The organism is Nonomuraea sp. NPDC050153 (assembly GCF_044460125.1).
Taxonomy (GTDB): Bacteria; Actinomycetota; Actinomycetes; order Streptosporangiales; family Streptosporangiaceae; genus Nonomuraea.
In genome coordinates, this window is record NZ_JBITJQ010000039.1 from 30,868 (window position 1) to 56,857 (window position 25,990).

Annotated in this window: 25 protein-coding genes and 1 pseudogene; 21 read left to right on the top strand and 5 right to left on the bottom strand. The window is 71.0% G+C overall.

The window, feature by feature from the left end; genetic code table 11:
* Positions 1–12: 12 nt before the first annotated feature.
* Complete coding sequence (locus ACIBQ1_RS52280; RefSeq protein WP_397289844.1) at positions 13–807, bottom strand: ABC transporter ATP-binding protein; 795 nt, start codon at positions 805–807, stop codon at positions 13–15.
* 661 nt (positions 808–1,468) lie between these two features.
* On the opposite strand from ACIBQ1_RS52280, the gene ACIBQ1_RS52285 reads away from it, so the two are divergent.
* The 14 genes and pseudogenes from ACIBQ1_RS52285 to ACIBQ1_RS52350 all read left to right on the top strand — a co-directional run.
* Positions 1,469–2,602 (top strand): cytochrome P450, encoded by a 1,134-nt coding sequence (locus tag ACIBQ1_RS52285; protein ID WP_397289846.1) that lies wholly within the window; start codon positions 1,469–1,471, stop codon positions 2,600–2,602.
* Entirely contained in the window at positions 2,590–3,627 is a 1,038-nt protein-coding gene (locus ACIBQ1_RS52290; RefSeq protein ID WP_397289848.1) for an amidohydrolase family protein, read from the top strand. The genes ACIBQ1_RS52285 and ACIBQ1_RS52290 overlap by 13 nt, the downstream gene beginning before the upstream one ends.
* A gap of 38 nt (positions 3,628–3,665) precedes the next feature.
* Entirely contained in the window at positions 3,666–4,577 is a 912-nt protein-coding gene (locus ACIBQ1_RS52295) for an ABC transporter substrate-binding protein (protein WP_397289850.1), read from the top strand.
* 2 nt (positions 4,578–4,579) lie between these two features.
* Positions 4,580–5,251, top strand: coding sequence for a 4-carboxy-4-hydroxy-2-oxoadipate aldolase/oxaloacetate decarboxylase (locus tag ACIBQ1_RS52300; RefSeq protein ID WP_397289852.1), 672 nt, complete (start codon positions 4,580–4,582; stop codon positions 5,249–5,251).
* Positions 5,244–5,801, top strand: coding sequence for a cupin domain-containing protein (locus ACIBQ1_RS52305; protein WP_397289854.1), 558 nt, complete (start codon positions 5,244–5,246; stop codon positions 5,799–5,801). Before ACIBQ1_RS52300 ends, ACIBQ1_RS52305 begins: the two co-directional genes overlap by 8 nt.
* A complete protein-coding gene (locus ACIBQ1_RS52310; protein WP_397289856.1) occupies positions 5,735–7,048 on the top strand; it encodes an NAD(P)/FAD-dependent oxidoreductase in 1,314 nt (437 codons plus the stop codon). The genes ACIBQ1_RS52305 and ACIBQ1_RS52310 overlap by 67 nt, the downstream gene beginning before the upstream one ends.
* A 46-nt stretch (positions 7,049–7,094) precedes the next feature.
* A complete protein-coding gene (locus ACIBQ1_RS52315) occupies positions 7,095–7,412 on the top strand; it encodes a 2Fe-2S iron-sulfur cluster-binding protein (RefSeq protein ID WP_397289858.1) in 318 nt (105 codons plus the stop codon).
* A gap of 50 nt (positions 7,413–7,462) precedes the next feature.
* Entirely contained in the window at positions 7,463–8,560 is a 1,098-nt protein-coding gene (locus ACIBQ1_RS52320) for an alcohol dehydrogenase catalytic domain-containing protein (RefSeq protein ID WP_397289860.1), read from the top strand.
* Between the two features lie 70 nt (positions 8,561–8,630).
* Entirely contained in the window at positions 8,631–9,716 is a 1,086-nt protein-coding gene (locus ACIBQ1_RS52325; RefSeq protein WP_397289862.1) for an S-(hydroxymethyl)mycothiol dehydrogenase, read from the top strand.
* Positions 9,717–10,337: an MBL fold metallo-hydrolase gene (locus tag ACIBQ1_RS52330; protein ID WP_397289864.1), complete on the top strand. Its 621-nt coding sequence runs from the start codon at positions 9,717–9,719 to the stop codon at positions 10,335–10,337.
* A gap of 158 nt (positions 10,338–10,495) precedes the next feature.
* Complete coding sequence (locus tag ACIBQ1_RS52335) at positions 10,496–11,485, top strand: small ribosomal subunit Rsm22 family protein (RefSeq protein WP_397289866.1); 990 nt, start codon at positions 10,496–10,498, stop codon at positions 11,483–11,485.
* Positions 11,486–11,543: 58 nt separating this feature from the next.
* Positions 11,544–12,320 (top strand): polyprenyl diphosphate synthase, encoded by a 777-nt coding sequence (gene uppS, locus ACIBQ1_RS52340; protein ID WP_355375234.1) that lies wholly within the window; start codon positions 11,544–11,546, stop codon positions 12,318–12,320.
* 1 nt (position 12,321) lies between these two features.
* Positions 12,322–13,074, top strand: coding sequence for a GNAT family N-acetyltransferase (locus tag ACIBQ1_RS52345; protein ID WP_397289868.1), 753 nt, complete (start codon positions 12,322–12,324; stop codon positions 13,072–13,074).
* Between the two features lie 71 nt (positions 13,075–13,145).
* Positions 13,146–13,922, top strand: a pseudogene (locus tag ACIBQ1_RS52350) (pentapeptide repeat-containing protein); the annotation flags it as partial.
* Between the two features lie 323 nt (positions 13,923–14,245).
* Here ACIBQ1_RS52350 and ACIBQ1_RS52355 read toward each other — a convergent pair.
* Positions 14,246–14,749 (bottom strand): MarR family winged helix-turn-helix transcriptional regulator, encoded by a 504-nt coding sequence (locus ACIBQ1_RS52355; protein ID WP_397289870.1) that lies wholly within the window; start codon positions 14,747–14,749, stop codon positions 14,246–14,248.
* A gap of 77 nt (positions 14,750–14,826) precedes the next feature.
* Between ACIBQ1_RS52355 and ACIBQ1_RS52360 the strand changes: the two genes are divergently transcribed.
* From ACIBQ1_RS52360 to ACIBQ1_RS52370, 3 genes are all read left to right on the top strand, one after another.
* Positions 14,827–15,729 (top strand): EamA family transporter, encoded by a 903-nt coding sequence (locus ACIBQ1_RS52360; RefSeq protein WP_397289872.1) that lies wholly within the window; start codon positions 14,827–14,829, stop codon positions 15,727–15,729.
* Position 15,730: 1 nt separating this feature from the next.
* The gene (locus tag ACIBQ1_RS52365) at positions 15,731–16,369 is read left to right on the top strand and encodes an NAD(P)-dependent oxidoreductase (RefSeq protein WP_397289874.1); all 639 of its coding nucleotides are present in this window, start codon (positions 15,731–15,733) and stop codon (positions 16,367–16,369) included.
* Between the two features lie 196 nt (positions 16,370–16,565).
* The gene (locus tag ACIBQ1_RS52370) at positions 16,566–17,411 is read left to right on the top strand and encodes an amidohydrolase family protein (protein WP_397289876.1); all 846 of its coding nucleotides are present in this window, start codon (positions 16,566–16,568) and stop codon (positions 17,409–17,411) included.
* 17 nt (positions 17,412–17,428) lie between these two features.
* Here the strand turns inward: ACIBQ1_RS52370 and ACIBQ1_RS52375 are convergent, their stop codons facing one another.
* Positions 17,429–18,373 (bottom strand): helix-turn-helix domain-containing protein, encoded by a 945-nt coding sequence (locus ACIBQ1_RS52375; RefSeq protein ID WP_397289878.1) that lies wholly within the window; start codon positions 18,371–18,373, stop codon positions 17,429–17,431.
* Between the two features lie 254 nt (positions 18,374–18,627).
* Positions 18,628–19,377, bottom strand: coding sequence for an alpha/beta fold hydrolase (locus tag ACIBQ1_RS52380; RefSeq protein WP_397289879.1), 750 nt, complete (start codon positions 19,375–19,377; stop codon positions 18,628–18,630).
* Between the two features lie 95 nt (positions 19,378–19,472).
* Between ACIBQ1_RS52380 and ACIBQ1_RS52385 the strand changes: the two genes are divergently transcribed.
* The 4 genes from ACIBQ1_RS52385 (at position 19,473) to ACIBQ1_RS52400 (ending at position 24,717) form a co-directional block, all read left to right on the top strand.
* Positions 19,473–22,109 (top strand): AAA family ATPase, encoded by a 2,637-nt coding sequence (locus tag ACIBQ1_RS52385; RefSeq protein WP_397289881.1) that lies wholly within the window; start codon positions 19,473–19,475, stop codon positions 22,107–22,109.
* A 75-nt stretch (positions 22,110–22,184) separates the two neighbouring features.
* Positions 22,185–23,051 (top strand): alpha/beta fold hydrolase, encoded by an 867-nt coding sequence (locus ACIBQ1_RS52390; protein ID WP_397289883.1) that lies wholly within the window; start codon positions 22,185–22,187, stop codon positions 23,049–23,051.
* Positions 23,052–23,060: 9 nt separating this feature from the next.
* On the top strand, positions 23,061–23,855 hold the full coding sequence (locus ACIBQ1_RS52395) for an alpha/beta hydrolase (protein ID WP_397289885.1): 795 nt from the start codon (positions 23,061–23,063) through the stop codon (positions 23,853–23,855).
* A gap of 70 nt (positions 23,856–23,925) precedes the next feature.
* Positions 23,926–24,717, top strand: coding sequence for an MBL fold metallo-hydrolase (locus ACIBQ1_RS52400; RefSeq protein WP_397289887.1), 792 nt, complete (start codon positions 23,926–23,928; stop codon positions 24,715–24,717).
* A gap of 40 nt (positions 24,718–24,757) precedes the next feature.
* Here ACIBQ1_RS52400 and ACIBQ1_RS52405 read toward each other — a convergent pair whose 3' ends face one another.
* Complete coding sequence (locus tag ACIBQ1_RS52405; protein ID WP_397289888.1) at positions 24,758–25,921, bottom strand: cytochrome P450; 1,164 nt, start codon at positions 25,919–25,921, stop codon at positions 24,758–24,760.
* Positions 25,922–25,990: the final 69 nt, after the last annotated feature.

The following is a 25,990-nucleotide window of genomic DNA, read 5'->3' on the forward strand; positions in this document are numbered from 1 at the left end:
TGGTTTGCTCGCTCACGCGTCCGCCTCCGCCCAGTCGTCGCCGAGGTAGGCGGCGACGACCTGTGGGTCGGCCGCCACTTCCGCGGGGGGCCCGGCGACCAGAAGACGTCCTGCGTCGAGGACGACCACATGACGCGATACCCGCATCACGAGGCCCACGTCGTGCTCGACGAGGACGCACGTCATCCCGACGGCCGCCGCGAACTCCTCGACGCCGTCGAGCAGCTCGGAGGCCTCGTCCGCGCCGAGTCCCGCGGCCGGTTCGTCGAGCAGCAGCAGCCGGGGGTCGGCGAGCAGGGCCCTGGCGACCTCGACCCGCCGTCGGTCCCCGTGCGCCAGGCTGCCGGCCCGACGCACGTCTCCTCGGGCGAGACCGAGATGTGACAGCAGCTCGGCTGCCCGCGCACGCATCGAGGTCTCGTCCGACCTCACCGCGGGCAGCCGCAGGAGCGATCCGATCAGCCCTCCGCGCACCTTCGGGTGCGCGCCCAGCAGGACGTTGTCGAGGGCGGTCAGGTCCGGCACGAGCAGTGGTGTCTGGAAGGTGCGCGCGACGCCGAGCGCCGCGCGCCGGTCGGCGCGCAGCCGGCTCAGGTCACGACCTTCGAGCTCGACCGTGCCCTCATGGCGGACGACCCCGCTGATGCAGTTCAGGAGCGTGGTCTTGCCTGCTCCGTTCGGTCCGATCACCGCGGAGACACCGCCCGCGGGGATCGAGAAAGAGACGTCCTGGAGTGCGCGGACCCCCCGGAAGCTCACTCCCAGGGCGTCGACGAGCAACGCGATGGCGGGTGGTGGATCGGTCATCGTCGGCACCGTCCTTGTCTGCGTGAGGTCGCCGATCAGGGCGGGCACCGGTGGTGCCCGCTGGCCATCGACTCGTCGACCTTCGCGTCCTCGTCGTGGACGGCGTCCTCGATCGCCGCGACCTCACGGACCATCAGGTCCGAGGGCACAGGCGAATCGTGGGTGGTGTCGTTCACTGTCATCCCACTTCGTCGTGAGATGGGGACGGTCCGGGGCGAGTCCGGGGTAACGAGGGCCGTGGCACAGGGCGGCTGTGCTGACGGCACTGTGACATCCTGAACAGGATCTGGATTCCGGACGGTATCTGTTGCTGGATGCGGGTGTCAACAGCCCGTTCATCCCGGCGAAACACGCCCGTCGCCGGGGATGTCCATGGGCGTCGAGCCGGTTGTGGGCTCATCCCGGTGCGTTGCCGCAGGTTCGGCGGCCCTTGAGGTCTGACGGGGTGAGGCGCGGTGGGGTATTGACACTGCACGGCGTGTTACATACCGTCCAGTATTCAAAGTCCAATCGGTTTCTCAGTAGGTCGCCGAACGGCTCCCCGTGACGGATCGCGACCGCCGACTGGATCCCCCCGCCTTCCCGTCGAGCCTGAATCGAGGAAGATGCCATGTCTGTATCGGAACTGACGGGCGAGAACCTGTACCGGGATCCCTATCCGGTGTACGCCCGCCTGCGTGAGGAATCGCCGGTGGCCTTCTTCGAAGGCACCAGGGAATTCCTTGTCACGCGTTTCGAGGACTGTCGCACGGTGGGTTCGAACGATCGCGTGTTCGGCCCGTCCGGCAGCCCCGACCGGCCGGAGGCGCGCGTCATGGGGATGCCGAACGTGCTGAGCATGAGCGGCGACGAACACCAACTGCTGCGTGCGGGCATCGACGACAACCTGACCCAGGAGGCGGTCCGGGGTTACGTGGAAATGCTCACGCGCCCGGTCGTGGAGGACTACCTCGCCCGGTTGAAACCCAGGGGCGCGGCGAATCTCACCGCCGACCTCTTCGAGCCGATCTCGGTCCGCTGCATCGGCAACGTCATCGGCTTCACCGGCACCGCGAACGAAACCCTGGTCGAGTGGTTCCACGCGATGGCGGCAGGTCTGCAGAACGTAAGCGGCGACCAGGCCGTATGGGATCGGCTCGACCGGGCCCTGTCCGAGATCGAGACGCAACTGGGTGCGCTCTACGAAGGCGCGCTCGCCAGACCGGACCACACTCTGATGAGCCATGTGATGCGCGGTGGCATGCCCGAGGGGGAGGTACGCGGTTTCGACGAGATCCTGCCCACGATGAAGGTGATCATACTGGGCGGTCTCCAGGAGCCCGGCCACGCCGCCGCGAACGCCTGCGCGGGCCTGCTGCTGAACCCCGACCAGGCGAAGGTGGTCGCCGCCGACCCGGCGGAGCACGCGCTCCGCGCGTTCGACGAGGGCCTGCGCTGGATCGCCCCGATCGGCGTCACGCCACGGGTCGCCGCCGAGGACGTCGTCGTGGCCGGCACGACCATCCCGGCCGGGGCCTCGGTCGCCATCGTCATGGCCTCGGCGAACCGGGACGAGAACCGCTTCGAGAATCCCGACCGGTTCGACATGTTCCGCAAGAAGCGTCCGCACCTGTCCTTCGGCTTCCGGCCACATTTCTGCTCGGGTCACGCCCTCTCCCGGGCGATGGGTCAGATCGCGCTCGAGGAGGTCTTCCGGCAACTGCCGAACCTGCGGCTGGACGACAGCCGCGAGATGCAGGCCAAGGGCTGGCGGTTCCGCGGCGTCACGGATGTTCCGGCGACATGGGACGCGTGAGCGGCCTGGCCATCGACTGCCATGGCCATTTCACCACCGAACCCCCGCAGTTCCACGCCTTCCGCAAGGCCCAGATCGCCTTCGCCGAAGGGCGATCGCAGGAACGACTCGCCTACTCCGGTATCGACGACGACGAGCTCCAGCGGATCGTCGCCCAGAACCAGCTCCGGGTGCAGCAGGAACGAGGCTCGGACCTGACGATCCTGTCGCCGCGCGCGTCCGGCATGGGCCATCACGTCCCGGGGCAGGACATCGCCACGGAGTGGGCCCGGCTGTCGAACGAGACGGTCCGGCGCATCTGCGAGCTCTTCCCGCGGAACTTCGCCGCCGTGTGCCAGTTGCCCCAGACGATCGACGGTGACCTGGAGCCCGTGCTCGCGGAGCTGGAGCGCTGCGTGGGCAACGGCTTCATCGGGTGCAATCTCAACCCGGACCCTTCAGGCGGACACTGGTCGGCACCGCCGCTCTACGACCGCTGGTGGGATCCGCTGTGGGAGACCATGACCCGGCTGGACGTGCCGGCCATGATCCATGTCTCCGGCTCCTGCGAACGTGCCCTGCACACGACGGGGGCGCACTACATCGCCGCGGACACCGCCGTCTTCATGCAGTTGATCGAGGGTGACCTCTTCGAGCGGCATCCCGCGCTGCGGCTGATCATCCCGCACGGCGGGGGTGCGGCACCGTACCACTGGGGGCGCTACCGGGGGCTGTCGATCATGCTCGGCAAGCCTCCGCTGTCCGAGCACCTCATGAACAACCTGTTCTTCGACACCTGCGTCTACCACCAGGCCGGCATCGATGCCCTGTTCACGGTGATCGACCCGAAGAACCTGATCTTCGGGTCCGAGCTCCTCGGCGCGGTGCGGGCTGTGGACCCGGAGACCGGGCACCCCTTCGACGACACCAAGCGCTACATCGACGCGCTCGGATTGGACGACGAGACGCGGCAGGCCGTCTTCGAGGGCAATGCGCGACGCGTCTACCCAAGGCTCGACGCGCTTCTCACGGCGCAAGGGCGCTGACCGAGCGCTCCTCTTCCGGACCATTGGAGGTTCCATCGATGACTGCTGACCTGACACGAGTACGTTTCGCCGGCGGCGCCCAAGGTTTCAACTGGCTCCCGGTCTTCGTCGCCGAGGACCAGGGCCTGTTCGCGAAGTACGGACTGGAGATCGACTACCTGCGGCTGGGCTCGGTCGACAAGGCCACCGCGGCCGTCCGGGACGGCACGGCCGATCTGGCGATCACGCCGCCCGAGGGCGCGGTCTCCGACTTCCTCTCCGGCGGCGGGCTGCGCATCGTCGCGGCCAACGCGCTCCGTCTTCCGATGTCGCTCGTCGCGCGGCCCGGGATCGGCGGCATCGCCGACCTGCGCGGGAAACGGGTCGGCACGTCATCCCTCACGGAGGGGACGGCCATCTACACGCAGATGATGCTCCAGCCGCAGGGCCTGTCGTATCCCGGTGACTACGAGTTCGTCCTCGCCGGTGTGCACACCACCCGGTGGGACGCGCTGCAGAAGGGCGAGATCGACTGCGCTCCCCAGCCGGCACCGTGGAACTTCCTGGCCGAACGGCAGGGATACCGCCTCATCGGCGAGGTCGACGACGTACTCCCTGAGATCATCTTCGCCGCGGTCATCGCCGATGCCGGCTGGGCGTCGCGGAACCGGGACACTGTCACGAAGCTGCTGGCCGCACTGGCCGAGGCCCACGACATCGTGAACGACCCGGCCCACGACGCCGTCACGCTGCCGATCTACCAGCGGATCACCACGCCCGACGACCCGGACCTGGCCGCGAAGGGGCTGTCCTACACGCGGGACATGGGCATGTGGCCGAAGAATCTCGAGGTCGCGCCGACGGCACTGGAAACCACAGTGGACGTCATGATCCGCACCGGGCTGGTCGCGGCGGAACGGCGCGCAGAGGCCGCGGGCGTCCTCGACCCGAGCTTCGTACAGGTGGGTTGACCATGGCACGCGTGGTGACGACGATCGAGCGCACCGATGCGGCGATCTGTGACGGCTTCGCCGAACTCGGCGTGGCGACCGTCCACGAGGCACAGGGCCGGACCGGGCTCCTCGGCGCCCGACTGCGCCCCCGTCAATCCGGGACGACCGTCGCCGGGACGGCTCTCACCTGCGAGGTGCCGCCAGGGGACAACTGGATGATCCATGTCGCGCTCGAACAGGCGCGGACGGGCGACATCCTGGTCGTGACCCCGACCTCGCCGTGCGACGACGGCTACTTCGGCGATCTCCTCGCCACGTCGGCGCAGGCCCAGGGCATCCGCGGGCTCGTGATCGACGCCGGGGTACGGGACGTCGCGCAGTTGCGCGCGATGGGCTTTCCCGTCTGGAGCAAGACCGTCAGCGCCCAGGGGACCGTCAAGGAGACGCTCGCCGACGTGCAGCTTCCCATCGTCTGCGCCGGGGCCTTGATCGCGCCGGGAGACGTGATCGTCGCGGATGACGACGGCGTCTGCGTGGTGCCGCGAGGCACCGCGGCCACGGTGCTCGAGGCGGCCCGCCGCCGCGCTGCGGCCGAGGAGGACAAACGCCGGCTCTACGCGTCCGGCCGGCTCAGCCTCGACGTCAACGCGATGCGGACCCGGTTGAAGGAGAAAGGTCTGGTTTATGAGTAGGTTCGCGCCGCCGGAGGTCCCGCGGCGGGTGGTCACCGGCGTCAGGGACGGAAAGTCCGTCGTCGTCAGCGACGGTCCCGTCCCGAATGCCCACCACTACACCTCGATCCCCGGCATGATGACCTCGGTCGTCTACGCGACCGCGGCGACTCCGCCGTTGCCGCAGGACGACGGCGAGTGCGCGCCCGCGCGACTCGTGGTGCCGCCGGCACCCGGCGAGACCCGCCTCGTGATCGTCACCTTTCCGCCGGACGCGTCGATGGCGCGACCGCAGTTCGACCCGGCCGCGGCGGATGCGGAGCAGCGGGACTTCATCCCCGGCCTGGCGGAGCGGTTCGAGGCGGATGCGCCGGGGATGCACCGCACGGAGACGGTCGACTACGACATCGTCCTCGACGGGGAGATCTGGCTGGAGCTGGACGACGGGGCCACGACGCATCTGGCGACCGGCGACGTGGTGGTCCAGTGCGGTACTCGGCACGCGTGGCGGAACAAGTCAGACCGGACCGCGACGATGTGCTTCGTCCTGATCGGCGCGGCGCCACGATGACACCGGCACACCCCACCATCGAGTACTTCGACTGCCTCGTCGTCGGCGGCGGACACGCGGGCGCGGAGACCGTGATCGCTCTTCGCCAGGCGGGGTTCGAGGGACGTATCGGCCTGCTCGGGGACGAGCCGGTGCCGCCCTATGAGCGTCCCGCCCTCTCAAAGGAGTATCTGGCCGGCAAGAAGGACTTCGAGCAGTTGCTGCTGCGTCCCTCGGAATTCTGGACGGAGCCCGTGGTGGCACTGCGCCTCGGCCGGCGCGTCGAAGCCGTCGACCCGGAGGCCCACACGGTCACGTGCGACGATCACACCACGATCGGCTACGGCGTGCTGGTGTGGGCCGCGGGAGGCCGTCCGCGCGCGATGGCCTGCCCGGGCAACGACCTGGACGGCGTCCGCACGCTGCGCGACAAGGCGGACTGCGACCGGCTCATCGCCGTCCTGCCGCAGAGCCGTCGCTTCGCGGTGATCGGCGGCGGCTACATCGGCCTCGAGGCGGCGGCAGTGCTCCGCGAAGCCGGCAAAGAAGTCACGATCATCGAAACGCTGGACCGGGTCCTCGCGCGCGTCGCCGCGGAACCGGTGTCCCGCTTCTTCGAGGCCGAGCACCGATCCCGCGGGGTGGACCTGCGCCTCGGCACCGGCGTCGCCGAGATGCTTGGACGCGACGGGGCGGTGAGCGGCGTGCGCCTGACGGACGACACCGTGATCCGGGCCGATCAGGTCATCGTGGGGATCGGCATCGAGCCGGCGATCCAGCCGCTCCGGCATGCCGGAGCGGAGGTGGCGTCCGGCGGGACCGGCGTCCTGGTCGACGATCTCTGCCGCACGACGCTCGCGGACGTGTACTGCGTCGGCGACTGCGCGGTGATGAGGAGCGGGCCCGGCATCCGCATCGAGTCACGGCAGAACGCCTCGGAACAGGCGCAAACGGCCGGCAAGGCGATCAGCGGGCATCCCCAGCCGTTGCGTCTCGTCCCGTGGTTCTGGTCGCACCAGTACGACCTGCGCCTGCAGACCATCGGCCTGAGCCTCGGGCACGACCAGACCGTCCTCCGCGGTGACCCCGGAGCGCGAGGCTTCTCCCTGTTCTATTTGAAGAACGGCGCGGTCATCGCACTGGACTGCGTCAACGCGACCCGGGACTACGTGCAGGGACGCAGGCTCGTTGAGGCCGGTGCGCGCATCGACCCCGCGCGTCTGGCCGACACACGGACGCCACTGAAGGAAATCACCGCGGCGGCCTGATCCGCCGCGTCGATCACGATCTCATGGCCAGGAGGAGGAACGAACCATGCACTTCACTGTCACCACACGGGACGGTGTGGCCCACACGGTGGAAGCCCGCGCGGGCATGTCGCTGATGCAGAACATTCGCAATGCCGGCATCGAGGAGTTGCAGGCGATCTGCGGGGGAAGCCTCTCCTGCGCGACCTGCCACGTCTACGTCGACGCCTTGCCCGACGGCGCCGAGCTTCCCCCTACGTCGCGGGACGAAGGGGACCTTCTCGATGCGTCCGACCATTACGCAGGCAACTCCCGCCTCGCCTGCCAGCTGATCTTCGGGCCCCGGCTCGACCGCGTGCGCGTGACGATCGCACCCGAGGACTGACGAACGCCACAGCGGCATTCCGCTTCAAGAAAGGCATGATGGTGCAACTGATGCGCGCCGCGCGACTGCACGCGGTCGGCGACAAGATGGTGATCGAGGACGTGGAACGCCCTGCCGCCGCCGGCACGGACGTCGTGGTGGCGGTGAAGGGCTGCGGCATGGTGCCCAATCTGGCCAACGTGCTCGCGAACTGGGAGTCGTGGTATCCCCAGATGCCGCTCCCGCCACTTCCGGCGATCTTCGGGCTCGATCCCGTGGGCATCGTGCACGAGGTCGGGGAGCTCGTCGTCAACGTCAAGCCGGGAGACCGGGTCTACGTGAATCCGGGCCGCTCCTGCGGTGCGTGTCACGCCTGCACGTCCGGCGCCCCGCAGCAATGCGACTTCTGGACGTTGAACGGCTACTTCGGCTACAACGACAACAGCCTGGAGATGTTCCGGCGTTATCCGCACGGGGGCTTCTGCGAATACATGCGCGCCCCGCAGAGCGCCCTCGTCAAACTCCCCGGCAACCTCGAGTTCCGGCAGGCGACCCGGATGGGTTACCTCGGAACGTCCTTCGCCGCGGTCAAGAAGCTGGGCCCCCTGGCGGGTAAGTCGCTGATCGTCAACGGCGCGACGGGAACACTCGGGGTCGGCGTCACCGTCGTGGCCCTGGCGCTCGGCGTCTCACGGGTCTACGCCGTGGCACGCGGGAGGCGATTGCTTGAGCGGCTGCAGGCGCTCGCCCCCGACCGGATCGAGACGTTCTCGAACGTCGACGGCAGTACGGCGGCCTGGGTGAAGTCGTCGACCGCCGGCCGGGGCGCGGACTTCATGGTCGACACGCTCGGCGCCGTCGCCTCACTCGACTCGTTCAAGGACGCGATGCACGGCGTGAAGCGCGGCGGCCGGATCGTCAACATCGGGGGGACGGCAGGTGAGCTCGGCGTCGACGTGAAGTGGTGGATGGACGAGCAGATGGAGCTGATCGGCTCGGTCTGGTTCACCACCGCCGAAGGGATGGAGCTGGCCGAGATGATCCGTCACGGGGTGATCGACATCTCGGTGCTGCAGCCCAAGAGCTGGCCACTCGACGAGATCAACGAGGCGATCTCCGGTGTCGCCAGTGGCGACGGCGGCTTCACCAGCTACCTCGTCGAGATCTGATCGCCATCACCACAACATGCGCGTTCGGGAGTCTCTGCCCGTCCGCGTTCACCGATGAGAAGGGGATCCCATGACCTACGAAGTTCAGGCCGTCGTCGCCCGCGCCAAGGGCGAGCCGGTGTCCATGGAGACCATCCTGGTGCCCGACCCGGGACCGGGCGAGGCGGTGGTGAACGTCCGGGCGTGCGGGGTCTGCCACACCGACCTGCACTACCGGGAAGGCGGGATCAACGACGAGTTCCCGTTCTTGCTCGGCCACGAGGCGGCGGGCGTCGTCGAGGCCGTCGGCGAGGGCGTCACCGACGTGCGTCCCGGCGACTTCGTGATCCTGAACTGGCGTGCGGTTTGCGGCCAGTGCCGCGCCTGCCTGCGCGGCCGCCCCTGGTACTGCTTCAACACCCACAACGCCGAGCAGAAGATGACGCTCAAGGACGGCACCGAGCTGTCCCCGGCCCTCGGCATCGGCGCGTTCGCGGAGAAGACGCTGGTGGCGGCCGGGCAGTGCACCAAAGTATCGTCCGAGGCGCCCGCCCGGGTGGCGGGCCTGCTGGGCTGCGGCGTGATGGCCGGGATCGGCGCGGCGATCAACACCGGAGGGGTGACCCGAGGCGACAGCGTGGCCGTGATCGGCTGCGGCGGTGTCGGCGACGCCGCGATCCTGGGCGCGTCGCTGGCCGGAGCCGCGAAGATCATCGCAGTGGACGTGGACGACCAGAAGCTCGCCTGGGCGCGAGACTTCGGCGCCACCCATACCGTCAACTCCCGCACCGCCGAACCCGTCGAGGCGATCCGCGACCTCACCGGCGGCCACGGCGCCGACGTGGTCATCGAGGCGGTCGGCCGCCCGGAGACGTACGAGCAGGCGTTCTACGCCCGCGACCTGGCCGGGACCGTCGTCCTGGTGGGGGTGCCGACGCCCGAGATGCGCATCGGGCTGCCATTGCTGGACGTGTTCGGCCGCGGCGGTTCGCTGAAGTCGTCCTGGTACGGAGACTGCCTGCCCAATCGCGACTTCCCCATGCTGATCGACCTGTTCCTGCAGAACCGGCTGCCCCTGGACAAGTTCGTCACCGAGACCATCGCGCTGGACCAGATCGAGGAGGCGTTCGCCAAGATGCACCACGGCGAGGTGCTCCGTTCGGTGGTGACCCTCTAGATGATCGACCACACCGTCACCTCCGGCAGCTTCACCTTGGACGGTCAGACGTTCGACGTCGACAACAACGTCTGGGTGCTCGGCGACGACACCGAATGCGTGGTGTTCGACGCGCCGCACGACACCGAGGCCGTCATGAAGCTGGTCGCCGGCAGGCGGGTGCTCGCCGTTCTGGCCACCCACGCCCACGACGACCACGTCCGGCACGCCCCTGAACTGGCCCGCCTGGCCGGCGCGCCGATCCTCCTCCATCCTGCCGACCTGCCCCTGTGGCGACTTACCCACCCAAGAAGCGAGCCCGACGGCGAACTGGCCGATGGGCAGGTCATCGAGGTGGCGGGCACGGGAGTGCGGGTGCTGCACACACCGGGGCACACTCCCGGCGCCTGCTGCTTCCACGTGCCCGACCTCGGTGCCGTCTTCACCGGGGACACCCTCTTTCAGGGAGGGCCGGGCGCCACCGGGCGCTCGTACTCGTCATTCGAGACGATCATCGCCTCGATCCGCGACAAGCTGCTCGTCCTGCCGCCTGAGACGATCGTGCACACCGGCCATGGGCCCGACACCACGATCGGCGCCGAGCAGCCACACTTGGGGGAATGGATACGCCGAGGGCATTGAGCAGACGTACCGGGCAACGCATGTCGGCGTCCACGACTGGCAACGCGGGCGGCTCGGCGGAAGCTGATCGACGATGAGCGAATGAATCCCGAGCACTGTCGGATCCCGAGCATCATGTACGCAGGCAAGCCACGTCCGGACCACAGGTGAACCCATCCATGCTTCCAGAAGAACTCCGAGCCGCCCTGGACAGCGCCCTGTCCGGCTACTCGCCGCAGGAGCTGTCCGACTCCGTCGCGCGGCTCACCGAGCGTTACCGTACGAACGCCGCCACCGGCGGTGGCACCCACATCAGGTCCCGGGCCGACGTGGCCGCCTACGCCGCGTACCGGATGCCCGCCACCTACGCCGCCGCGGCCACGGCCATGCGCCAGGCGGCGGTCCTGACCCCGGGTTTCCGGCCGGGGAGCCACCTCGACGTCGGTGGCGGCACCGGGGCGGCGATCTGGGCGGCGGGCGAGACCTGGCCGTCCATCGAGCAGGTCACGGTCATCGAGCACGACCCGCAGATCATCGACCTGGGCAAACGCCTCGCCCGCACGTCCGGGTCCCTGCGCGGGGCCACGTGGCGGCAGGCGTCGGTGCGCCCCGGCCTCGACCGGCCCGCGGCCGATCTGGTGACCATGTCGTACGCCCTGGGCGAGCTCCCCCAGGACAAGCGCCCGGAGATCGTCCGCTGGCTGGCCGCGGGCGCCGCCATGGTGATCGTCATCGAGCCCGGCACCCCGGCCGGGTACGCCACCGTCGCCGAGGCCAGAGAGGTCCTGCTCGCCCAGGGCCTGAGCGTCGCGGCCCCCTGCCCCCACGACGGCCGCTGCCCCATCCGGCAGGGACGCGACTGGTGCCACTTCTCCGTCAGGCTCCCCAGGACGTCCCTGCACCGCCGGATCAAGGCGGGCACGCTCAGTTTCGAGGACGAGAAGTTCTCCTACGTCGCCGCCACGACGACCCCGGGGGAGCGGGCCGCCGCCCGGATCCTGCGCCATCCGGTCAAACGCAAGGGCGTGGTGTCCCTGCGCCTGTGCGCCGGGGAGGAGGGCATCTCCGACGTGATCGTGTCCAAGCGGCAGGGCGACCTCTACCGCGCGGCCAGGGACGCCGACTGGGGCGACGGCTGGCCCGTACCGGCTGAAACCGACGCGGATTGACGGCCACGAAATGAGGAAGGGGCGGCCTGCGGTTCGCCGGGTGGGCCATCCTTGAAGGATGTGGACGACTGATCTCCTTCATTCCCTATATGCCCAGCGCCTGCGCCGCCAGGTCACGGCGGGCCCGCTGCCCCGCCACGTCGGCCTGATCATGGACGGCAACCGGCGCTGGGCCAGGAAGCAGGGCCTGGCCAGCCCGAGCATCGGCCACAAGTACGGCGCCGAGCACATCGACCACGTGCTGTCGTGGTGCGAGGGCCTGGGCATCGAGCATGTGACGGTGTTCCTGTGCTCGACGGAGAACCTCCAGCGCCGCGGTGACGAGGAGGTCGCCTACCTGTTGCGGGTGATCGAGCAGATGGTCGCCGAACGGCTGGACCGGCCGGACGCCCGCTGGCGCGTCCACGTCGCGGGCCTGCTCGACATGCTGCCCGACACCACGGCCCGCGCGCTCAAGAGCGCCGTCGAGGCCACCCGTACGTGTGCCACCGGCTTCCACCTCACGCTGGCCATCGGGTACGGCGGCCGCCAGGAGGTGATCGACGCCCTGCGCGAGCTGCTGTACGAGCGGGCCCAGGCCGGGCAGTCCATGGTGGAGCTGGCCTCGACGCTGAGCGTGGACGACATCGCGCCCCACCTCTACACGGCCGGCCAGCCGGACCCCGACCTGGTGATCCGCACCAGCGGCGAGCAGCGCCTGTCGAACTTCCTGCTCTGGCAGTCCGCCTACTCCGAGCTGTACTTCTGCGAGGCGTACTGGCCGGCCTTCCGCGAGATCGACTTCCTGCGCGCGCTGCGCAGCTTCGCCGCCCGGCAGCGACGGTTCGGGGGCTGAGGTGCTGGAGCTGTTCGACCGGCAACTGCGGCAGGAGGCCCGCCCCGACGCGCCGGACGCCAGGGTGGAGCGGGCCGGGAACGTGGTGCGCCAGGTCGGTCCCGGGCACTGCTGGAACGGCGTGCTCTGGTCCGGCCTCGACGAGGCGGACGCGGACGCGGCGATCACCGAGCAGGTGCGCTACTTCGGGGAGCTGGGGCGGCCCTTCGAATGGAAGCTGTACGGCCATGACCGGCCCGCCGACCTCGACCGGCGCCTGCTGGCGGCCGGTTTCACCCCGGAGCCCGCCGAGACGCTGATGATCGCCGAGATCGGGCGCCTGCCGGCCGGCGGGGAGCCGCCCGAGGGGGTGCGGCTGGTCCCGGTGACCGACGCCGACGGCGTGGAGCTGGTCGTCGACGTTCACGAGAGCGCCTTCGGCGCCACCCACGAGCACCTCAGGGAACGGCTGCTCGCCCAGCTCGCCGAGGGCGAGGTCGTCGCCGTGCTCGCCATGGCCGGCGACACGCCGGTGAGCGCGGCCCGCATGGACCTGCATCCGGGCACCCGGTTCGCGAGCCTGTGGGGCGGCGGCACCGTACCGGAATGGCGCGGGCGGGGCCTCTACCGGGCGCTGATCGCCTACCGGGCCCGCGAGGCGGTCGCGCGCGGCTACGACCATCTGCAGGTGGACGCCTCCAGCCAGAGCCGCCCGATCCTGCTGCGGCTGGGGTTCGAGGCGATCACCACGACGACGCCGTACGTCCACGAGTGAGTACCCTTTGATGGTCGCACCCGTCGAAGGAGGCCCGCACGTTGCCCGGAACGAACCCGCGCGAGCTCGGCTTGCTGGCCGACTGCGAGAGCTGCTTCGGGCTGTGCTGCGTCGCACTGCCGTTCTCGGCGTCGGCCGACTTCGCGGTGGACAAGAAGGCCGGGGAGCCCTGCCGCAACCTGCGTGAGGACTTCCGCTGCTCCATCCACGCGGAGCTCAGGGAGCGCGGTTTCCCCGGCTGCACCGTGTACGACTGCTTCGGGGCCGGCCAGAAGGTCTCGCAGGTCACCTTCCAGGGCACGAGCTGGCGGCAGGCGCCGGGCACGGCAGGGCAGATGTACGCGGTCTTCCCCGTCGTGCGGCAGCTGCACGAGCTGCTGTGGTATCTGGCGGAGGCGCTGACGCTGGAGGCGGCCCGGCCCGTCCACGCCGAGCTGCGCGGCGCGCTCGATGAGACGGAGCGGCTGACCCGGGGGAGCGCGGACGATCTGAAGAAGCTGGACCTGGTGGCGCACCGGGCCGAGGTCAACGTGCTGCTGTTGCGGACGAGCGAGCTGGTCCGGGCGGGGCGCAAGGGCAAGGAGCGCAGGGGAGCGGATCTGATCGGGGCCAGGCTGGCGGGGGCCGATCTGCGTGCCGCCAACCTTCGCGGGGCTTATCTGATCGGCGCCGACCTGCGGGGCGCGGACCTTCGGGAGGCCGATCTGATCGGCGCCGACCTGCGGGGGGCCGACCTGTCGGGCGCGGACCTGTCGGGCGCGATCTTCCTGACCCAGCCCCAGCTCAACGCCGCCGCCGGCGACGCCGCCACCCGCCTTCCTGCCGCGCTCACCCGCCCCGCCCACTGGCCCGCCACCCACGACGAACGACCGTCCGCCGGCCCCCGCCGCGGCCCCGGCTCCACTCGCGGGAACGGCTCCGACCGCGACACGGACTCCGCCTCGGGCCGCGCGACCCGCCGGGGCTCGGGCTCCGGTCGCGGTTCCGGTTCGGGGCGGGGCTCCGGCTCGGGCCGTCGGCGCCGCGGCTGACCGCCGGGCACCCGGCCAGGCGCACCGGGCGGCGTCCTTCCGCGCGCCTGACCTGACGCCACCGACCGCCTTTCCCCGCGTCGGCGCCGGGTGGACCTCGATGCCCGAGGACGGCGTACGCGCGGTGACGGTGTGGCCGGTCAGGGGAGCGTGGTGCTGTCCCCGAGGGATTCCAGCAGGTCGCGCAGCGTCTGGGCGAGCTCGTCCCGGCGCTCCTTCGGCAGGGCCGCGAGCACGCGGTCCTCGGTCGCGACGTGGTCCGGCAGCGCCCGGTCGATCAGGGCGTGCCCCTCGTCGGTGAGCGTCACGTAGACCACCCGGCCGTCGGCCTCGCTGGGCGTGCGGGTCACCAGGCCCCGGGACTCCAGGCGGTCGAGCCGCTGCGTGATCGCCCCCGACGTCACCATGGAGGCCCGCATCAGCTCGGCCGGCGTCAGCCGGTGCGGCGGGTCGCTGCGGCGCAAGGTGGCCAGCACGTCGAAGGAGGCCCTGTCGAGCCCGTGCGCGGCGAACGTCCGGCCCAGCTCCGCGTCGATCAGCCGGGTCAGCCGCGACAGCCGCCCGATCACCGCCATCGGTGAGACGTCCAGGTCAGGGCGCTGGGCGTCCCATTGCTTGAGTATGAGGTCGACGTGATCAGCCACCACTCCAGCCTAACGATGCTTTAGCGGTGAGGTAAATCATCTAGCCAAGTACCTTAGTGCTGAGATACTTTGTCTTAGTGCTAAGAAATCACTCGGGAACCGTCCTGCTGACGGCGCTGACCCCCGCCATCTGGGGGACCACGTACCTCGTCACCACCGAACTGCTGCCGCCCGGCCGCCCCCTGCTGGCCGCCGTGATCCGCGCGCTGCCCGCGGGCCTCCTCCTGGTGGCCATCACCCGCCGCCTGCCCACGGGCGTCTGGTGGTGGCGGGCCCTGGTGCTCGGGGCGCTGAACATCGGGGTGTTCTTCGCGCTGCTGTTCGTGGGGGCCTACCGGCTGCCCGGCGGGGTGGCCGCCACGGTCGGCGCCGTCCAGCCGTTGCTGGTCGCGCTGCTGTCCGCCGGGCTGCTGGGCGAACGCCTGACCCTGCGCACGACGCTGGCCGCCGTGGCGGGCGTGGCCGGGGTGAGCCTGCTCGTGCTGCGCGCCGACGCCCGGCTCGACGCGCTCGGCGTGGCCGCGGCGCTCGGCGGCGCCGTCGTCATGGCCTTGGGCGTGGTGCTGAGCAAGCGGTGGCAGTCGCCCGCGCCGCTGCTGGCCACCACCGGCTGGCAGCTCGTTGCCGGCGGCGTGGTGCTGCTCCCGGTGGCGTTCCTCGTCGAGGGCGCACCGCCGGCCACCCTGACCACCGCGAACCTCGCCGGGTACGCCTACCTCACGATCATCGGATCCGCGCTCGCCTACGCCCTGTGGTTCCGGGGCCTGCGGCTGCTGCCGGCGACCAAGGTCACGTTCCTGGGCCTGCTCAGCCCCGTGGTCGCCACCGCGCTCGGCTGGCTCGTCCTCGGCCAGGAGCTCACCGCGGCCCAGGCGCTCGGCGCGCTCGTCGTCCTGGCCGCCCTGGTCGTGGCCCAGCGGCTCCCCGCCCGCACGCCGACCGTGACGGCGCCCCGCGTCCTGGCCGGAACGGAGTCCTGACATGCGCGTCACCGTCTTCGGCGCCGGCGGTGCCGTGGGCGGCAGGGTCGTGGCCGAGGCGCTGTCGCGCGGTCACGAGGTCACCGCCGTCGTCCGCGACCCCGCCCGCTTCCCCCTGCTGCCGCCCGCCGCGTACGCCCGTGCCGGCGACGCCTCGGACGTCGAGGACGTGGCCGCGCTCAGCGCCGGCCGGGACCTCGTCATCAGTGCCACCCGGCCCGCGCCCGGCCACGAGGCCGACCTGGTCACGACCGCCAAGGCGCTGCTGGCCGGGGTGGCGAGGACCGGCGTGCGGCTGCTGCTCGTCGGCGGCGCCGCGGGGCTGACCGTTCCGGGCACCGGCGGCCTGACCGTCGTCGAGACCCCGGACTTCCCGTCCTCGTGGCGGCCCATCGCCCTGGCCTGCAACGCTCAGCTGGAGGTCTGCCGGGCCGAGCCGGACGCCGACTGGGCGTACCTGAGCCCGCCCGCGCTGCTGGAGCCGGGGGAGCGTACCGGCCGCTACCGGCTCGGGGGCGACGAACTGCTGGTGGACGCCCGGGGCGGGTCGGCGATCTCCATGGAGGACCTCGCCGTCGCCCTGCTCGACGAGGCCGAACGCCCCCGGCACCACCGCGCCAGGTTCACCGTCGGCTACTGAGCCGCTCCCCGGGTGATGAACGCGAGCAGGTCGTCGTTGAAGTCGCGTTCGAAGGCGCCGGTCAGGCCGTGCGGCGCGCCGGGGTAGATCGGTCAGATGACTGCACTGGTACGGCGCGGGTCGCAACCCTTTCCTTGGCCGCTAACATGCGCTTATTTGATGATCAGTACCGATCCATGGGCTGGAAGGGGGGACGGTGAGCGACTTCGAGCTCGTCGACTCGCATGTGCATTACTGGCAGCCGTCGCGGCGGGACTGGTATCCGGTGCTGCGCGAGGTCGTTCCCGGGCTGAACCACGACTATCTGCCGGACGACTACGCGCGCGCGGCGGCGGACGTGCGGGTGTCGGGGCTGGTGCACGTGTCCGCGGTCAGCAAGCCGGGGACGTTCCTGGACGAGGCGCGCTGGCTGGACGGGTTGCGCGGGGAGTTGGGCGTGCCGCACGTGCTCATCGGGACGATCGATCCGGCGGCGCCGTTCGAGCGGATCGAGCGGGACCTGATGGCCCAGGCGGAGAGCCCGGCGTTCCGTGGCATCCGGGTGCTGGAGGGGTTCGATCCGTCCGCTGAGACGGCGGCTCGGCTGTTCACGTTGCTGGGGGCGCGCGGCTGGGTGTTCGACCTGCTCACGCACCCCGCCGGGATGCGGGAGTACGCTCGGGCGATCGAGAGGGCGCCCGGGACGGCGTTCGTCCTGGAGCACGTGGGCTGGCCGGAGCGGGACGACCCGCAGGAGTTCCGGCGATGGCGCGAGGGCGTCGCGCGGCTCGCGGAGCTCGGGAACGTGGACTGCAAGTTGTCCGGCCTGCCCATGGCGTTCATGACGATGGACCCCGCGCGGTTACGCCCGTGGATCGAGACCTGCCTGGAGCTGTTCGGCGTCGACCGGTGTTTCTTCGGGAGCAACTTCCCGGTGGACGGCATGGCCGGCACGTACGCCGAACTGATCGACGCCTACGGGAAGATCACTGCCGAGCTGTCCGCGGACGAGCGGCATCGGGTGTTCGTCGCCAACGCCCGGCACCGTTACCGGATCGAGTAGCACAGGGGCGCCGGGACTCAGGTTGCCCGGTGGTGGTGCCGCCATTGGCGGGGGTTGAGGCCGTAGGTCTGGCGGAAGCGGCGGGAGAGGTACGCCGGGTTGGTGACGCCCCAGGAACGGGCGATCGCCTCGATGGTGCGGTGCGCGTGCTGGGGGGCGACCAGGTCCTGGCGGATGCCTTCCAGACGACGGCGGATGATCCATTGCTCGAGGCTCAGGCCGCCGTTCTCGCAGAGCCGGTAGAGGCTGCGGACGGAGATGTGGTGAGCGTGGGCGATGCGGTGCGGGGTGAGGTCGGGGTCGGTCAGATGCAGGCGGATGTAGGCCAGGATCTGCGTGAGCAGTGTGCTGTCGGTGACAGCGTGCTGGGGGTCGGGGGTGGTGACCGACAGGATGAGGGCGCGGGTGAGTTCCAGGGTCGCGCTCGCCAGGGCGTCCGCGCCGGGTTCGGCGCTGAGCCGGTCCGCGTCGCGGTGCAGGGCGCGGATGTGATGCAGCAGCAGCGGGGCCACGGCACTGGTGGATAATCGCGGAATCGCGGCACGTATCAGGTGTTCGGGCAGGCCGACATGGTCGGCGTCGATCATGAACGCCACCGCGTGCCCGGTCCCCGACCAGCCGTAGTCGTAGCCGGCGCTCTTGTGCGCCATGACCAGGGACTGCGTGCCGACGTGCTGCTGGTGGTCGTTCCATGCGAAGGCGGCGTTGCCGTGGCTCTGGGTGGTGACCGAGATGGTGTTCACCGGGTCACGCCTGACCTGTCGCGTCGTACGCCTGATCAGGAAGCCGGTGCCGCGGGTGGCGAACATCGTCAGCGGGCCGAAGCACCACCGCTCCAACCGGATCCTGACCTGCGGATTTTCGTGCTCGATGGTGCAGGTGCCGCTCTCCGCGGCCGCGATGCCCTGGAAGGCGTCGACCCGTTCTCTGGCGGGATGGGTGTCGGTATCCAGTAACAACATGGCGTCCCCCCGGTAGGCCGTGGTCCCCCAAGGCCCGGCGAAGAATCCTCGGCGCTTCATTTTCACTCAGGGCGCGCGTTGCCGCATGCCCGAGCCCCTGGCGTGGTCGGTTCACAACGTGGCACGCACGGTACAGAGCGGCCTCGCGTGGTCGGTGACGATCTCGGCGGGAACTGCCCACGCCGCCACGCGCAGAGGAGCCGCCGATGAAACCCGCACCGTCGCCACGCCGGCCGTACCGTCGCCGCGCGCCGTCAGCTCGCCAGGAACTCCAGGATGAGCTCATTCCACCGCTCGTGGTGGGTGAGCGGGACCCCGTGCGGCGCGTCGGGGACGATGACGAGCGAGCTGCTCGCGATCGCCCGCGCGACGCGCGTCCCGCTGTCCTCCGGCGGCACGAAAGCGTCCCCTTCGCCTTGGACGATCAGCGTGGGCGCGGTGACGCGGGCCAGGTCGGGGCCGGGGTCGGCGGCGCCCCAAGCCGCCAGTGAGTCAACGGTTCCCTTGGGGGAGGCGTCCGCGGCCTGTCTCAGCAGATACTGGCGCGTCGGCTCGTCCAGCATGCTGTGCCCGTCGATGGCGAAGAACCTGAGCAGCAGGTCGTCCAGCACGGGAATGCGGTGCCGGGCCGAGGCGATCCGGAGCTCGTCCGCGAGCGGGTCCGGATACAGCACCGGGCTGCTCAGCACCAGCCGGGCCACTCGGCCGGACGCGGCGGCGTACCTGAGGGACTCGGCGCAGCCGGTGGAGAAGCCCACCAGCGCCAGCCCGGTCAGGCCGAGGCTCTCGATCAGGGCCGTCAGGTCGGCGGTGAAGGTGTCGAGGTCGTAGCCGTGCCAAGGCCGGCTGGAGCGCCCGAAACCGCGCCGGTCGTAGCAGACCACCCGGCGGCCGGCCTCGACCAGGGGGCCGATCTGGGGCTCCCAGAACCGGCATGACAGGGGCCAGCCGTGTACCAGGACGACGGGCGGCCCGTCGCCGACGTCCTCGTAGAAGAGGCTCACGTCTGTTCCCACCTGTAGTCGCGGCACCCGCCCAGCATGCCGCCGCCGGCGGGCGCGGCAATCGGTCAGATGACCGCACCAAGGAGGCGAACCACATGGACATCATCGGACGCGCCAGGGAGCTGGCCGCGCTGCGTCAGGCGGTCGATCGCGCCCCCGGCGTCCCGCCCAACATCGTGCTGCACGGCGACCCTGGCGTGGGCAAGTCCGTGCTGCTGCAGGCCGGGATCGCCTACGCCGGAGAGCAAGGGATCAGGGTGCTGGGCGGCAGCGGCTTCGAATCAGAGGCGCAGCTGGCCTTCGCCGGGTTGCACCAGTTGTTCGCGCCGGTGATGGAGTATCTGGACCGGGTGGAGCCCTTCCACCGGGACACCTTACGCCGGGTGCTGGGGCTGCGGGACGGGCCGGCGCCCGACCGGCTGGCGATCTCCGTGGCGTCCCTGGCGGTGCTGGCGGCCGTGGCCGAGGACGGGCCGGTGCTGATCGCCGTGGAGGACGCGCACTGGGTGGACCATCCCACGCGCGAGGTGATGATGTTCATCCTGCTCCGGCTGCGGCCGTACGGCCTGCGCGCCATCTTCGCCCGCCGGCCGCTGACCGCCACCGAGCGCGTCACGCCCGGCATCCACATGCTGGAGGTCGGGCCGCTCGACGACGAGGCGGCCGGGCGGCTGCTGGACCTGCTCCATCCGCACCTGCCGCCGCCGGTGCGCGAACGCGTGCTCGCCGAGGCCGCCGGCAACCCTCTGGCCATCACCGAGCTGCCGCAGACCTCCGTCGGGGTGGAACTGCTGCCCGCCGGGGCATCCCTGCGCACCCGCCTGGAGACCGGGTTCGCGGGCCGGCTGCTGGAGCTGCCGCCACGGATCCGCACGACGCTGCTGGTGGCCGCCCTCGACGGTGACCGGCTGGAGCACCGGGCCGAGCTGTCGCCGTACGAACTGCTGGAGGCCGAGCGCGCGGGCCTCGTCACGCGCGACTCCACGCCGTCGGGCCTGCGGTTCCGCCACCCGCTGGTCAGATCGGCGATCATCAGGACGGCCTCGCCGGAGGAGACGCGAGAGGCCCACACCGTGCTGGCCGAACAGCACAGGACCGACCCCGAACTGCGCATGTGGCACCTGGCCGCGGCCACGGTGGAGCCGGATGAACGGGTGGCCGCCGAGATCGACAAGGCCGCCCGCGCGGTGAGCCTCAAAGGCGGCACCGGACTGGCGGTCAAGGCGCTGCAACGGGCGGCCGACCTCACCCCCGACCCGGCGGCCCGCGCCGCGCGGCTGGAGCACGCCGCCGAGCTGGCGAGCGAGTCCGGGCAGCTCGACCTGGCCCAGAACCTGCTGGACCAGGCCCGCCGCCACCTCGACGACCCGGCCAGGGCCCTGGCCACCAGGGCGCAGATCCTCATGCTGCGCGAGGGCGATCTGGACGCCGCGCGCCGCCTGCTGCGCGGTACGCCCGGGGCGGGGCCCCTGGTCAGGGTGATGGCGGCCTCGTACGCGCAGGACCCGAAGGAATGGGCGGAGGTGACCGACGCGGTCACCGGCTGCGACGACGAGCTCGCCCGCCTGCTGCACGACGTCTTCCTGGGCCGGGGCTCGGCGGCGCTCGTGCGCTCCGCGCTCGACGCGCTGCCCGCCGACGCCCCGCCGGGCCGCGTGGCCGCGCTGTGCCGGGCGGCCACCTGGATGGACCTGCTGCCGGACTACCGGGCCCGCATCCGCGGCCTGATCGACAGTGAGACCGGGCAGGGCGCGGTGACGCACGCCGCCAGCGGTTACTGGCTTGCCGCGCACGACCACTTCCTGGCCGGTCAATGGGAGGACGCCGAGAACGCCGCCAACGCCGGACTCGACCTGTGCGTCCGCCACGATCTGGACCTGCTGGCCCACGACCTGCGCTGCAGCCTCGGCTGGCTCGCCGCCGCCCGGGGCGATGCCGACAGCGCCCGCGAATACAGCAAGACCGTCGAGCAGTGGGCCGCCCCGCGCGGCAACGGCCTGCACCTGTCCCTGTCGGCCCGCAACCTCGCGCTGGCCGCGATGGCGCACGGCGACTACGACAGCGCCTACGCGTACTGGACGAGCATCAGCCCGCCGGGCGTCATCCCCCCGTATGTGGCCTACGCGCCCTGGGCGGTCTTCGAACTGGTGGAATCAGCGGTGCGCACCGGCCGGACGACCGAGGCCGAAACGCACGCCGCCGCGGCCGGGAGCCTGGCCGGGCGGGCGCCGCGGCTGCGCCTGCACGTCATGGCCGCTCAGGCGCTGGTGGCGCCACCCGAGGACGCGGTCGCACTGTTCCGGGCGGCGCTCGCGCTGCCGAGGACCGAGCGCTGGCCGTTCGACCACGCCCGGGTACGGCTGGCCCTGGGCGAGCTGCAACGCCGCCGCCTGCGGCCGGGCGAGGCCCGGCCGGAACTGCGCCGGGCCGCCGACCTTTTCGCCGGCATCGGCGCCACGGCCTGGCAGCAGCGGGCCGAACAGGAGCTGCGGGCCACCGGCGTGGCGGTCACCCAGCGGCCCAACGCCGCCCACGGCCTGACCGCCCAGCAACTGGAGGTGGCGCGGCTGGCCGCCTCCGGGCTGAGCAACAAGGAGATCGGCGAGCGGATGTTCCTGTCGTCCCGGACGGTCAGCGCTCACCTGTACCGCATCTTTCCCAAGCTCGGCATCACCTCACGGGCCGCACTACGTGACGCCCTCGAAGGCGTGACCCCAGATGCAGTCAACTGACCGATTCGTGCCACCCTCCGGGCGCCGGATGCTCGTGCTGCAACGACGGCACGAGCATCGAAGGAGAAACTCGCCATGACCGTCCGCCCTCAGCCCCGCCCCCAGACGCGCCGCGGGCTGAGCCTCGCCCTTGCCGCCCTGACCTTGACGCTCGGCCTGACGGCCACCGCCGCGCCCGCCTCGGCCGCGCAGGCGACCGCCACGACCGCCACGACCGCCGCCACGACCGGGAAGCCGACCGTGGTCCTCGTGCACGGCGCGTTCGCCGACGCCTCCGGCTTCAACGACATGATCGCCCGGCTGCAGGCGGCCGGGTTCACGGTGATCGCCCCGGCCAACCCGCTGCGCGACGTGGCCGGCGACGCCGCTTACATCTCCAGCGTCCTGGACACCATCACCGGCCCGGTGATCCTCGTCGGGCACTCCTACGGCGGCATCGTCATCACCAACGCCGCCCGCGGCCACGACAACGTCAAGGCGCTGGTCTACCTGGGCGCCTTCGCACCCGACAAGGGCGAGAGCGCCCTGAAGCTGGCCGACCAGTTCCCCGGCAGCGAACTGGGTCACGCGCTGCTGGGCCGTGACTACAAGCTGCCCGACGGCACGGTCGGCGGCACCGACGGCTACATCACGGCCGAGAAGTTCCGTGAGGTCTTCGCCGCCGACCTGCCCGCGAGCAGGACCCGGCTGATGGCGGTCACCCAACGGCCCGGCAGCGTCACCGGCCTGTCCGGCGGCAGCGGCGAGCCGGCCTGGAAGACCATCCCATCCTGGTACCTGATCCCCACCGAGGACAAGGTGATCCCACCCGCCGCCCAGCGGTTCATGGCCAAGCGCGCAGGAAGCACGGTCAAGGAGATCCGCTCCTCCCACGTCGTCATGATGTCCCACCCGGACGCCGCCACCGCGGTCGTCCTGTCCGCCTACGCCGCCACCCGATAAGGAACCGACATGAAACCCGACACGATCGTCCTGATCCACGGCTTCTGGGTCACCCCCCGCAGCTGGGAACACTGGATCACCCGCTACAAGGCCAAGGGCTTCCGCGTCCTGGCCCCGGCCTACCCCGGCTTCGAGGTCGAGGTGGAGGCGCTCAACGCCGACCCCACCCCGATCGAGCAGGTGACCGTCCCGCAGATCATCGACTCCCTGGAGACGCTGATCCGCGCTCTGGACACCCCTCCGATCATCATGGGGCACTCCGCCGGAGGCGTGTTCACCCAGATCCTGCTCGATCGCGGCCACGGCGCCGCCGGCGTGGCGATCAACTCGGCGCCCACCGAGGGTGTCCAGGTGATCCCCCTGTCACAGCTGCGCGCCACCTTCCCCGTGCTGAAGAACCCCGCCAACCGGCACAAGGCAGTCGGCTTCACGTACGACCAATGGCGCTACGCCTTCACCAACACCTTCCCGGAGGACGAAGCCCGCGCCACCTACGAGCGCTACCACATCCCCGCCTCCGGGCACATCTTCTGGGGCAGCGCCCTGGCCAACATCCACCCGGGCAAGGACGACAACTGGGTGAACTACCACAACGACGAGCGCAAGCCGCTGCTGTTCATCGCCGGAGAGAACGACAACCTCATGCCGCCCAAGATCCAGCGGTCCAACGCCCGGCACTACAAGTCCCACACCATCACCGAGGTGGTCGAATACCCCGGCCGCTCTCACCTGATGCCCGCCGAGAAGGACTGGGAGGAGATCGCCGACCATGCCCTGGACTGGGCACTCAGGCACGCCGGCTGAGCGAGCGGTCCGGCGTGGCGGTGCCGCCACGCCGGACCCGGGACCATACGAGCGAGAAGGGAGCGTTCTCATGACGAATGTCCGGTTCACGCACATCGGCGGCCCGACGGTGCTCATCGACTTCGAGGGCTGGCGCCTGCTGACCGACCCGACCTTCGATCCCCCCGGCCGTACCTACGCCTTCGGCTGGGGCGCCTCCTCCCGCAAGCTCGCCGGCCCCGCCCTGACCCCCGCCGACCTGCCCCCCATCGACGCGATCCTGCTCACCCACGTCCACCACGGAGACAACCTCGACGACGCCGGCCGAGCCCTGCTGCCCACCGCCGCCACGATCGTGACGACCGCCTCGGGCGCCCGCTCCCTGCCGTGCCCGGCCCGCGGGCTGCGCGCGGGACAGGTGACCCGCCTGCAAGCTCCCGGGCGCCCGCCCATCGACATCACCGCCACCCCCTGCCGGCACGGCCCCCCGTTCAGCAGGCCGATCGTGGGCGAGGTCACCGGCTTCGCCCTCACCTGGCCGGGGCAGGCCCACGGACCGCTCTGGATCACCGGAGACACCGTCTACCATCGCGCGCTCCGCGACACGGCCGCCCGTCTGCGACCCGGAACGATCCTGCTCCACCTCGGCGGCGTCGGCTTCCCCATCACCGGGCCACTGCGCTACACGATGACCACCAAGCAGGCCGTCCGCCTGCACCAGGAGATCACCCCGCACACCGTCCTGCCCGTTCACTACGAGGGCTGGCAGCACTTCCGGGAGAACCGCGAGGACGTCGAGCGGGAACTCGCCAGGCGCTCATCCACCCTGCGCCAGAGCCTCCGCTGGCTCCCCAGAGGCACCCCGGCCGACGTCGCCGTGTGATCGCAGGCCGCGCCGTACATCGCCCACCCGCCCTACCCCCTCATAGCGTCACGGGGAGCGACGTCAGGCGCCAGGTGCCCGGGTCGGGCATGTGCCGAACCTCGCCGGCCAGCGCCAGGCCGGGGAAACGGCGCAGCAGGGCGCCGATCGCGATCCCGGCCTGCACGCGGGCCAGCGAGGCGCCGACGCAGAAGTGCGGCCCGTGCGCGAACCCGAGCTGCCCCGACGCCTCGCGCCGCAGGTCGAACCGGTCCGGCTCGTCGAAGGCGCGTGGGTCGCGGTTCGCCGCGGCGATCGAGGCGGTGACCGGCACGCCCTTCGGGACGGGCACGCCGCCGATCTCGATGTCCTCCGTGGCGAACCGGGGGATGGTCAGCAGCTGCGGCCCGCACCAGCGCATCAGCTCCTCCACCGCCCGCGGCATGAGCTCGGGATCGGCCCGCAGCGCGGCGAGCTGGGCGGGGTGGGACAGCAGGGCGGCGACGGCGTTGGCGATGAGGTTCGTGGGCGTCTGGCCGGCCAGGACGAGCGTCCAGATCATGGTGATCAGCTCGGTCTCGGAGAGCCGGTCGCCGTCCTCCTCCATGACGCGGGCCAGGTCGGAGATCAGGTCCTCGCCCGGCTGCGCCCGGCCCCTGGCGACCGCGGCCTCGGCGCCTTCGAGGATCCGCGGGATGGCGTCCCGGAAGCTCTCGCCGTGCCCGGCCGCGACGGCGGCGCCGTACTCGCGCCATCGAGGGCGGTCGGCGACGGGGATGCCGACCAGCTCGCAGATCACCTCGATCGGCAGCGGGCCCGCGAAGTGCGCCAGCAGGTCCGGCTGCGCGGGCAGCTCGTCGAGCAGCCGCTCCACGATCGCCTCGATGCGCGGCCCGAACTCGACCGCCCTGCGCCGCGTGAACGCGGGCGCGACCAGCCGGCGCAGCCGGGCGTGCTCGGCGCCGTTCATCTCCGACATGGTCCGCAGGTAAGGCAGGCAGTGCTCCGGCACGTCGGGCCGCCGGTAGCTGTGCTCGTTCGTCCCCAGTCTGGGATCGCTCAGCATCGCCCTGGCCTCCGCGTGCCGGATCACCGCCCAGAACGGGCCGAACCCGGGCGCGACCAGCCGCGCCACAGGCGACTGCTCCCTTGCGCCCGTGTACGCGGTGAACGGGTCCGCCAGCACGGCGGGATCGGTCAGGTCGACCTCGGGCACGTCGGTCATGCCACTCCTCAATTCAAATGATGTCGTCATCTGGATGTTCAAGGTATCTCGATTATCGGACGCCCGGCA

Excerpts from the sequence above, each read along its gene's own strand:
- ACIBQ1_RS52395 (WP_397289885.1), top strand. The coding sequence starts at position 23,061 with ATGAAACCCGACACGATCGTCCTGATCCACGGCTTCTGGGTCACCCCC.
- ACIBQ1_RS52405 (WP_397289888.1), bottom strand. The coding sequence starts at position 25,921 with ATGACCGACGTGCCCGAGGTCGACCTGACCGATCCCGCCGTGCTGGCG.
- ACIBQ1_RS52330 (WP_397289864.1), top strand. The coding sequence starts at position 9,717 with ATGATCGACCACACCGTCACCTCCGGCAGCTTCACCTTGGACGGTCAG.
- ACIBQ1_RS52325 (WP_397289862.1), top strand. The coding sequence starts at position 8,631 with ATGACCTACGAAGTTCAGGCCGTCGTCGCCCGCGCCAAGGGCGAGCCG.
- ACIBQ1_RS52305 (WP_397289854.1), top strand. The coding sequence starts at position 5,244 with ATGAGTAGGTTCGCGCCGCCGGAGGTCCCGCGGCGGGTGGTCACCGGC.
- ACIBQ1_RS52280 (WP_397289844.1), bottom strand. The coding sequence starts at position 807 with ATGACCGATCCACCACCCGCCATCGCGTTGCTCGTCGACGCCCTGGGA.
- ACIBQ1_RS52315 (WP_397289858.1), top strand. The coding sequence starts at position 7,095 with ATGCACTTCACTGTCACCACACGGGACGGTGTGGCCCACACGGTGGAA.
- ACIBQ1_RS52295 (WP_397289850.1), top strand. The coding sequence starts at position 3,666 with ATGACTGCTGACCTGACACGAGTACGTTTCGCCGGCGGCGCCCAAGGT.
- ACIBQ1_RS52335 (WP_397289866.1), top strand. The coding sequence starts at position 10,496 with ATGCTTCCAGAAGAACTCCGAGCCGCCCTGGACAGCGCCCTGTCCGGC.
- ACIBQ1_RS52400 (WP_397289887.1), top strand. The coding sequence starts at position 23,926 with ATGACGAATGTCCGGTTCACGCACATCGGCGGCCCGACGGTGCTCATC.
- uppS (WP_355375234.1), top strand. The coding sequence starts at position 11,544 with ATGTGGACGACTGATCTCCTTCATTCCCTATATGCCCAGCGCCTGCGC.
- ACIBQ1_RS52365 (WP_397289874.1), top strand. The coding sequence starts at position 15,731 with ATGCGCGTCACCGTCTTCGGCGCCGGCGGTGCCGTGGGCGGCAGGGTC.
- ACIBQ1_RS52390 (WP_397289883.1), top strand. The coding sequence starts at position 22,185 with ATGACCGTCCGCCCTCAGCCCCGCCCCCAGACGCGCCGCGGGCTGAGC.
- ACIBQ1_RS52300 (WP_397289852.1), top strand. The coding sequence starts at position 4,580 with ATGGCACGCGTGGTGACGACGATCGAGCGCACCGATGCGGCGATCTGT.
- ACIBQ1_RS52385 (WP_397289881.1), top strand. The coding sequence starts at position 19,473 with ATGGACATCATCGGACGCGCCAGGGAGCTGGCCGCGCTGCGTCAGGCG.
- ACIBQ1_RS52320 (WP_397289860.1), top strand. The coding sequence starts at position 7,463 with ATGCGCGCCGCGCGACTGCACGCGGTCGGCGACAAGATGGTGATCGAG.
- ACIBQ1_RS52375 (WP_397289878.1), bottom strand. The coding sequence starts at position 18,373 with ATGTTGTTACTGGATACCGACACCCATCCCGCCAGAGAACGGGTCGAC.
- ACIBQ1_RS52290 (WP_397289848.1), top strand. The coding sequence starts at position 2,590 with ATGGGACGCGTGAGCGGCCTGGCCATCGACTGCCATGGCCATTTCACC.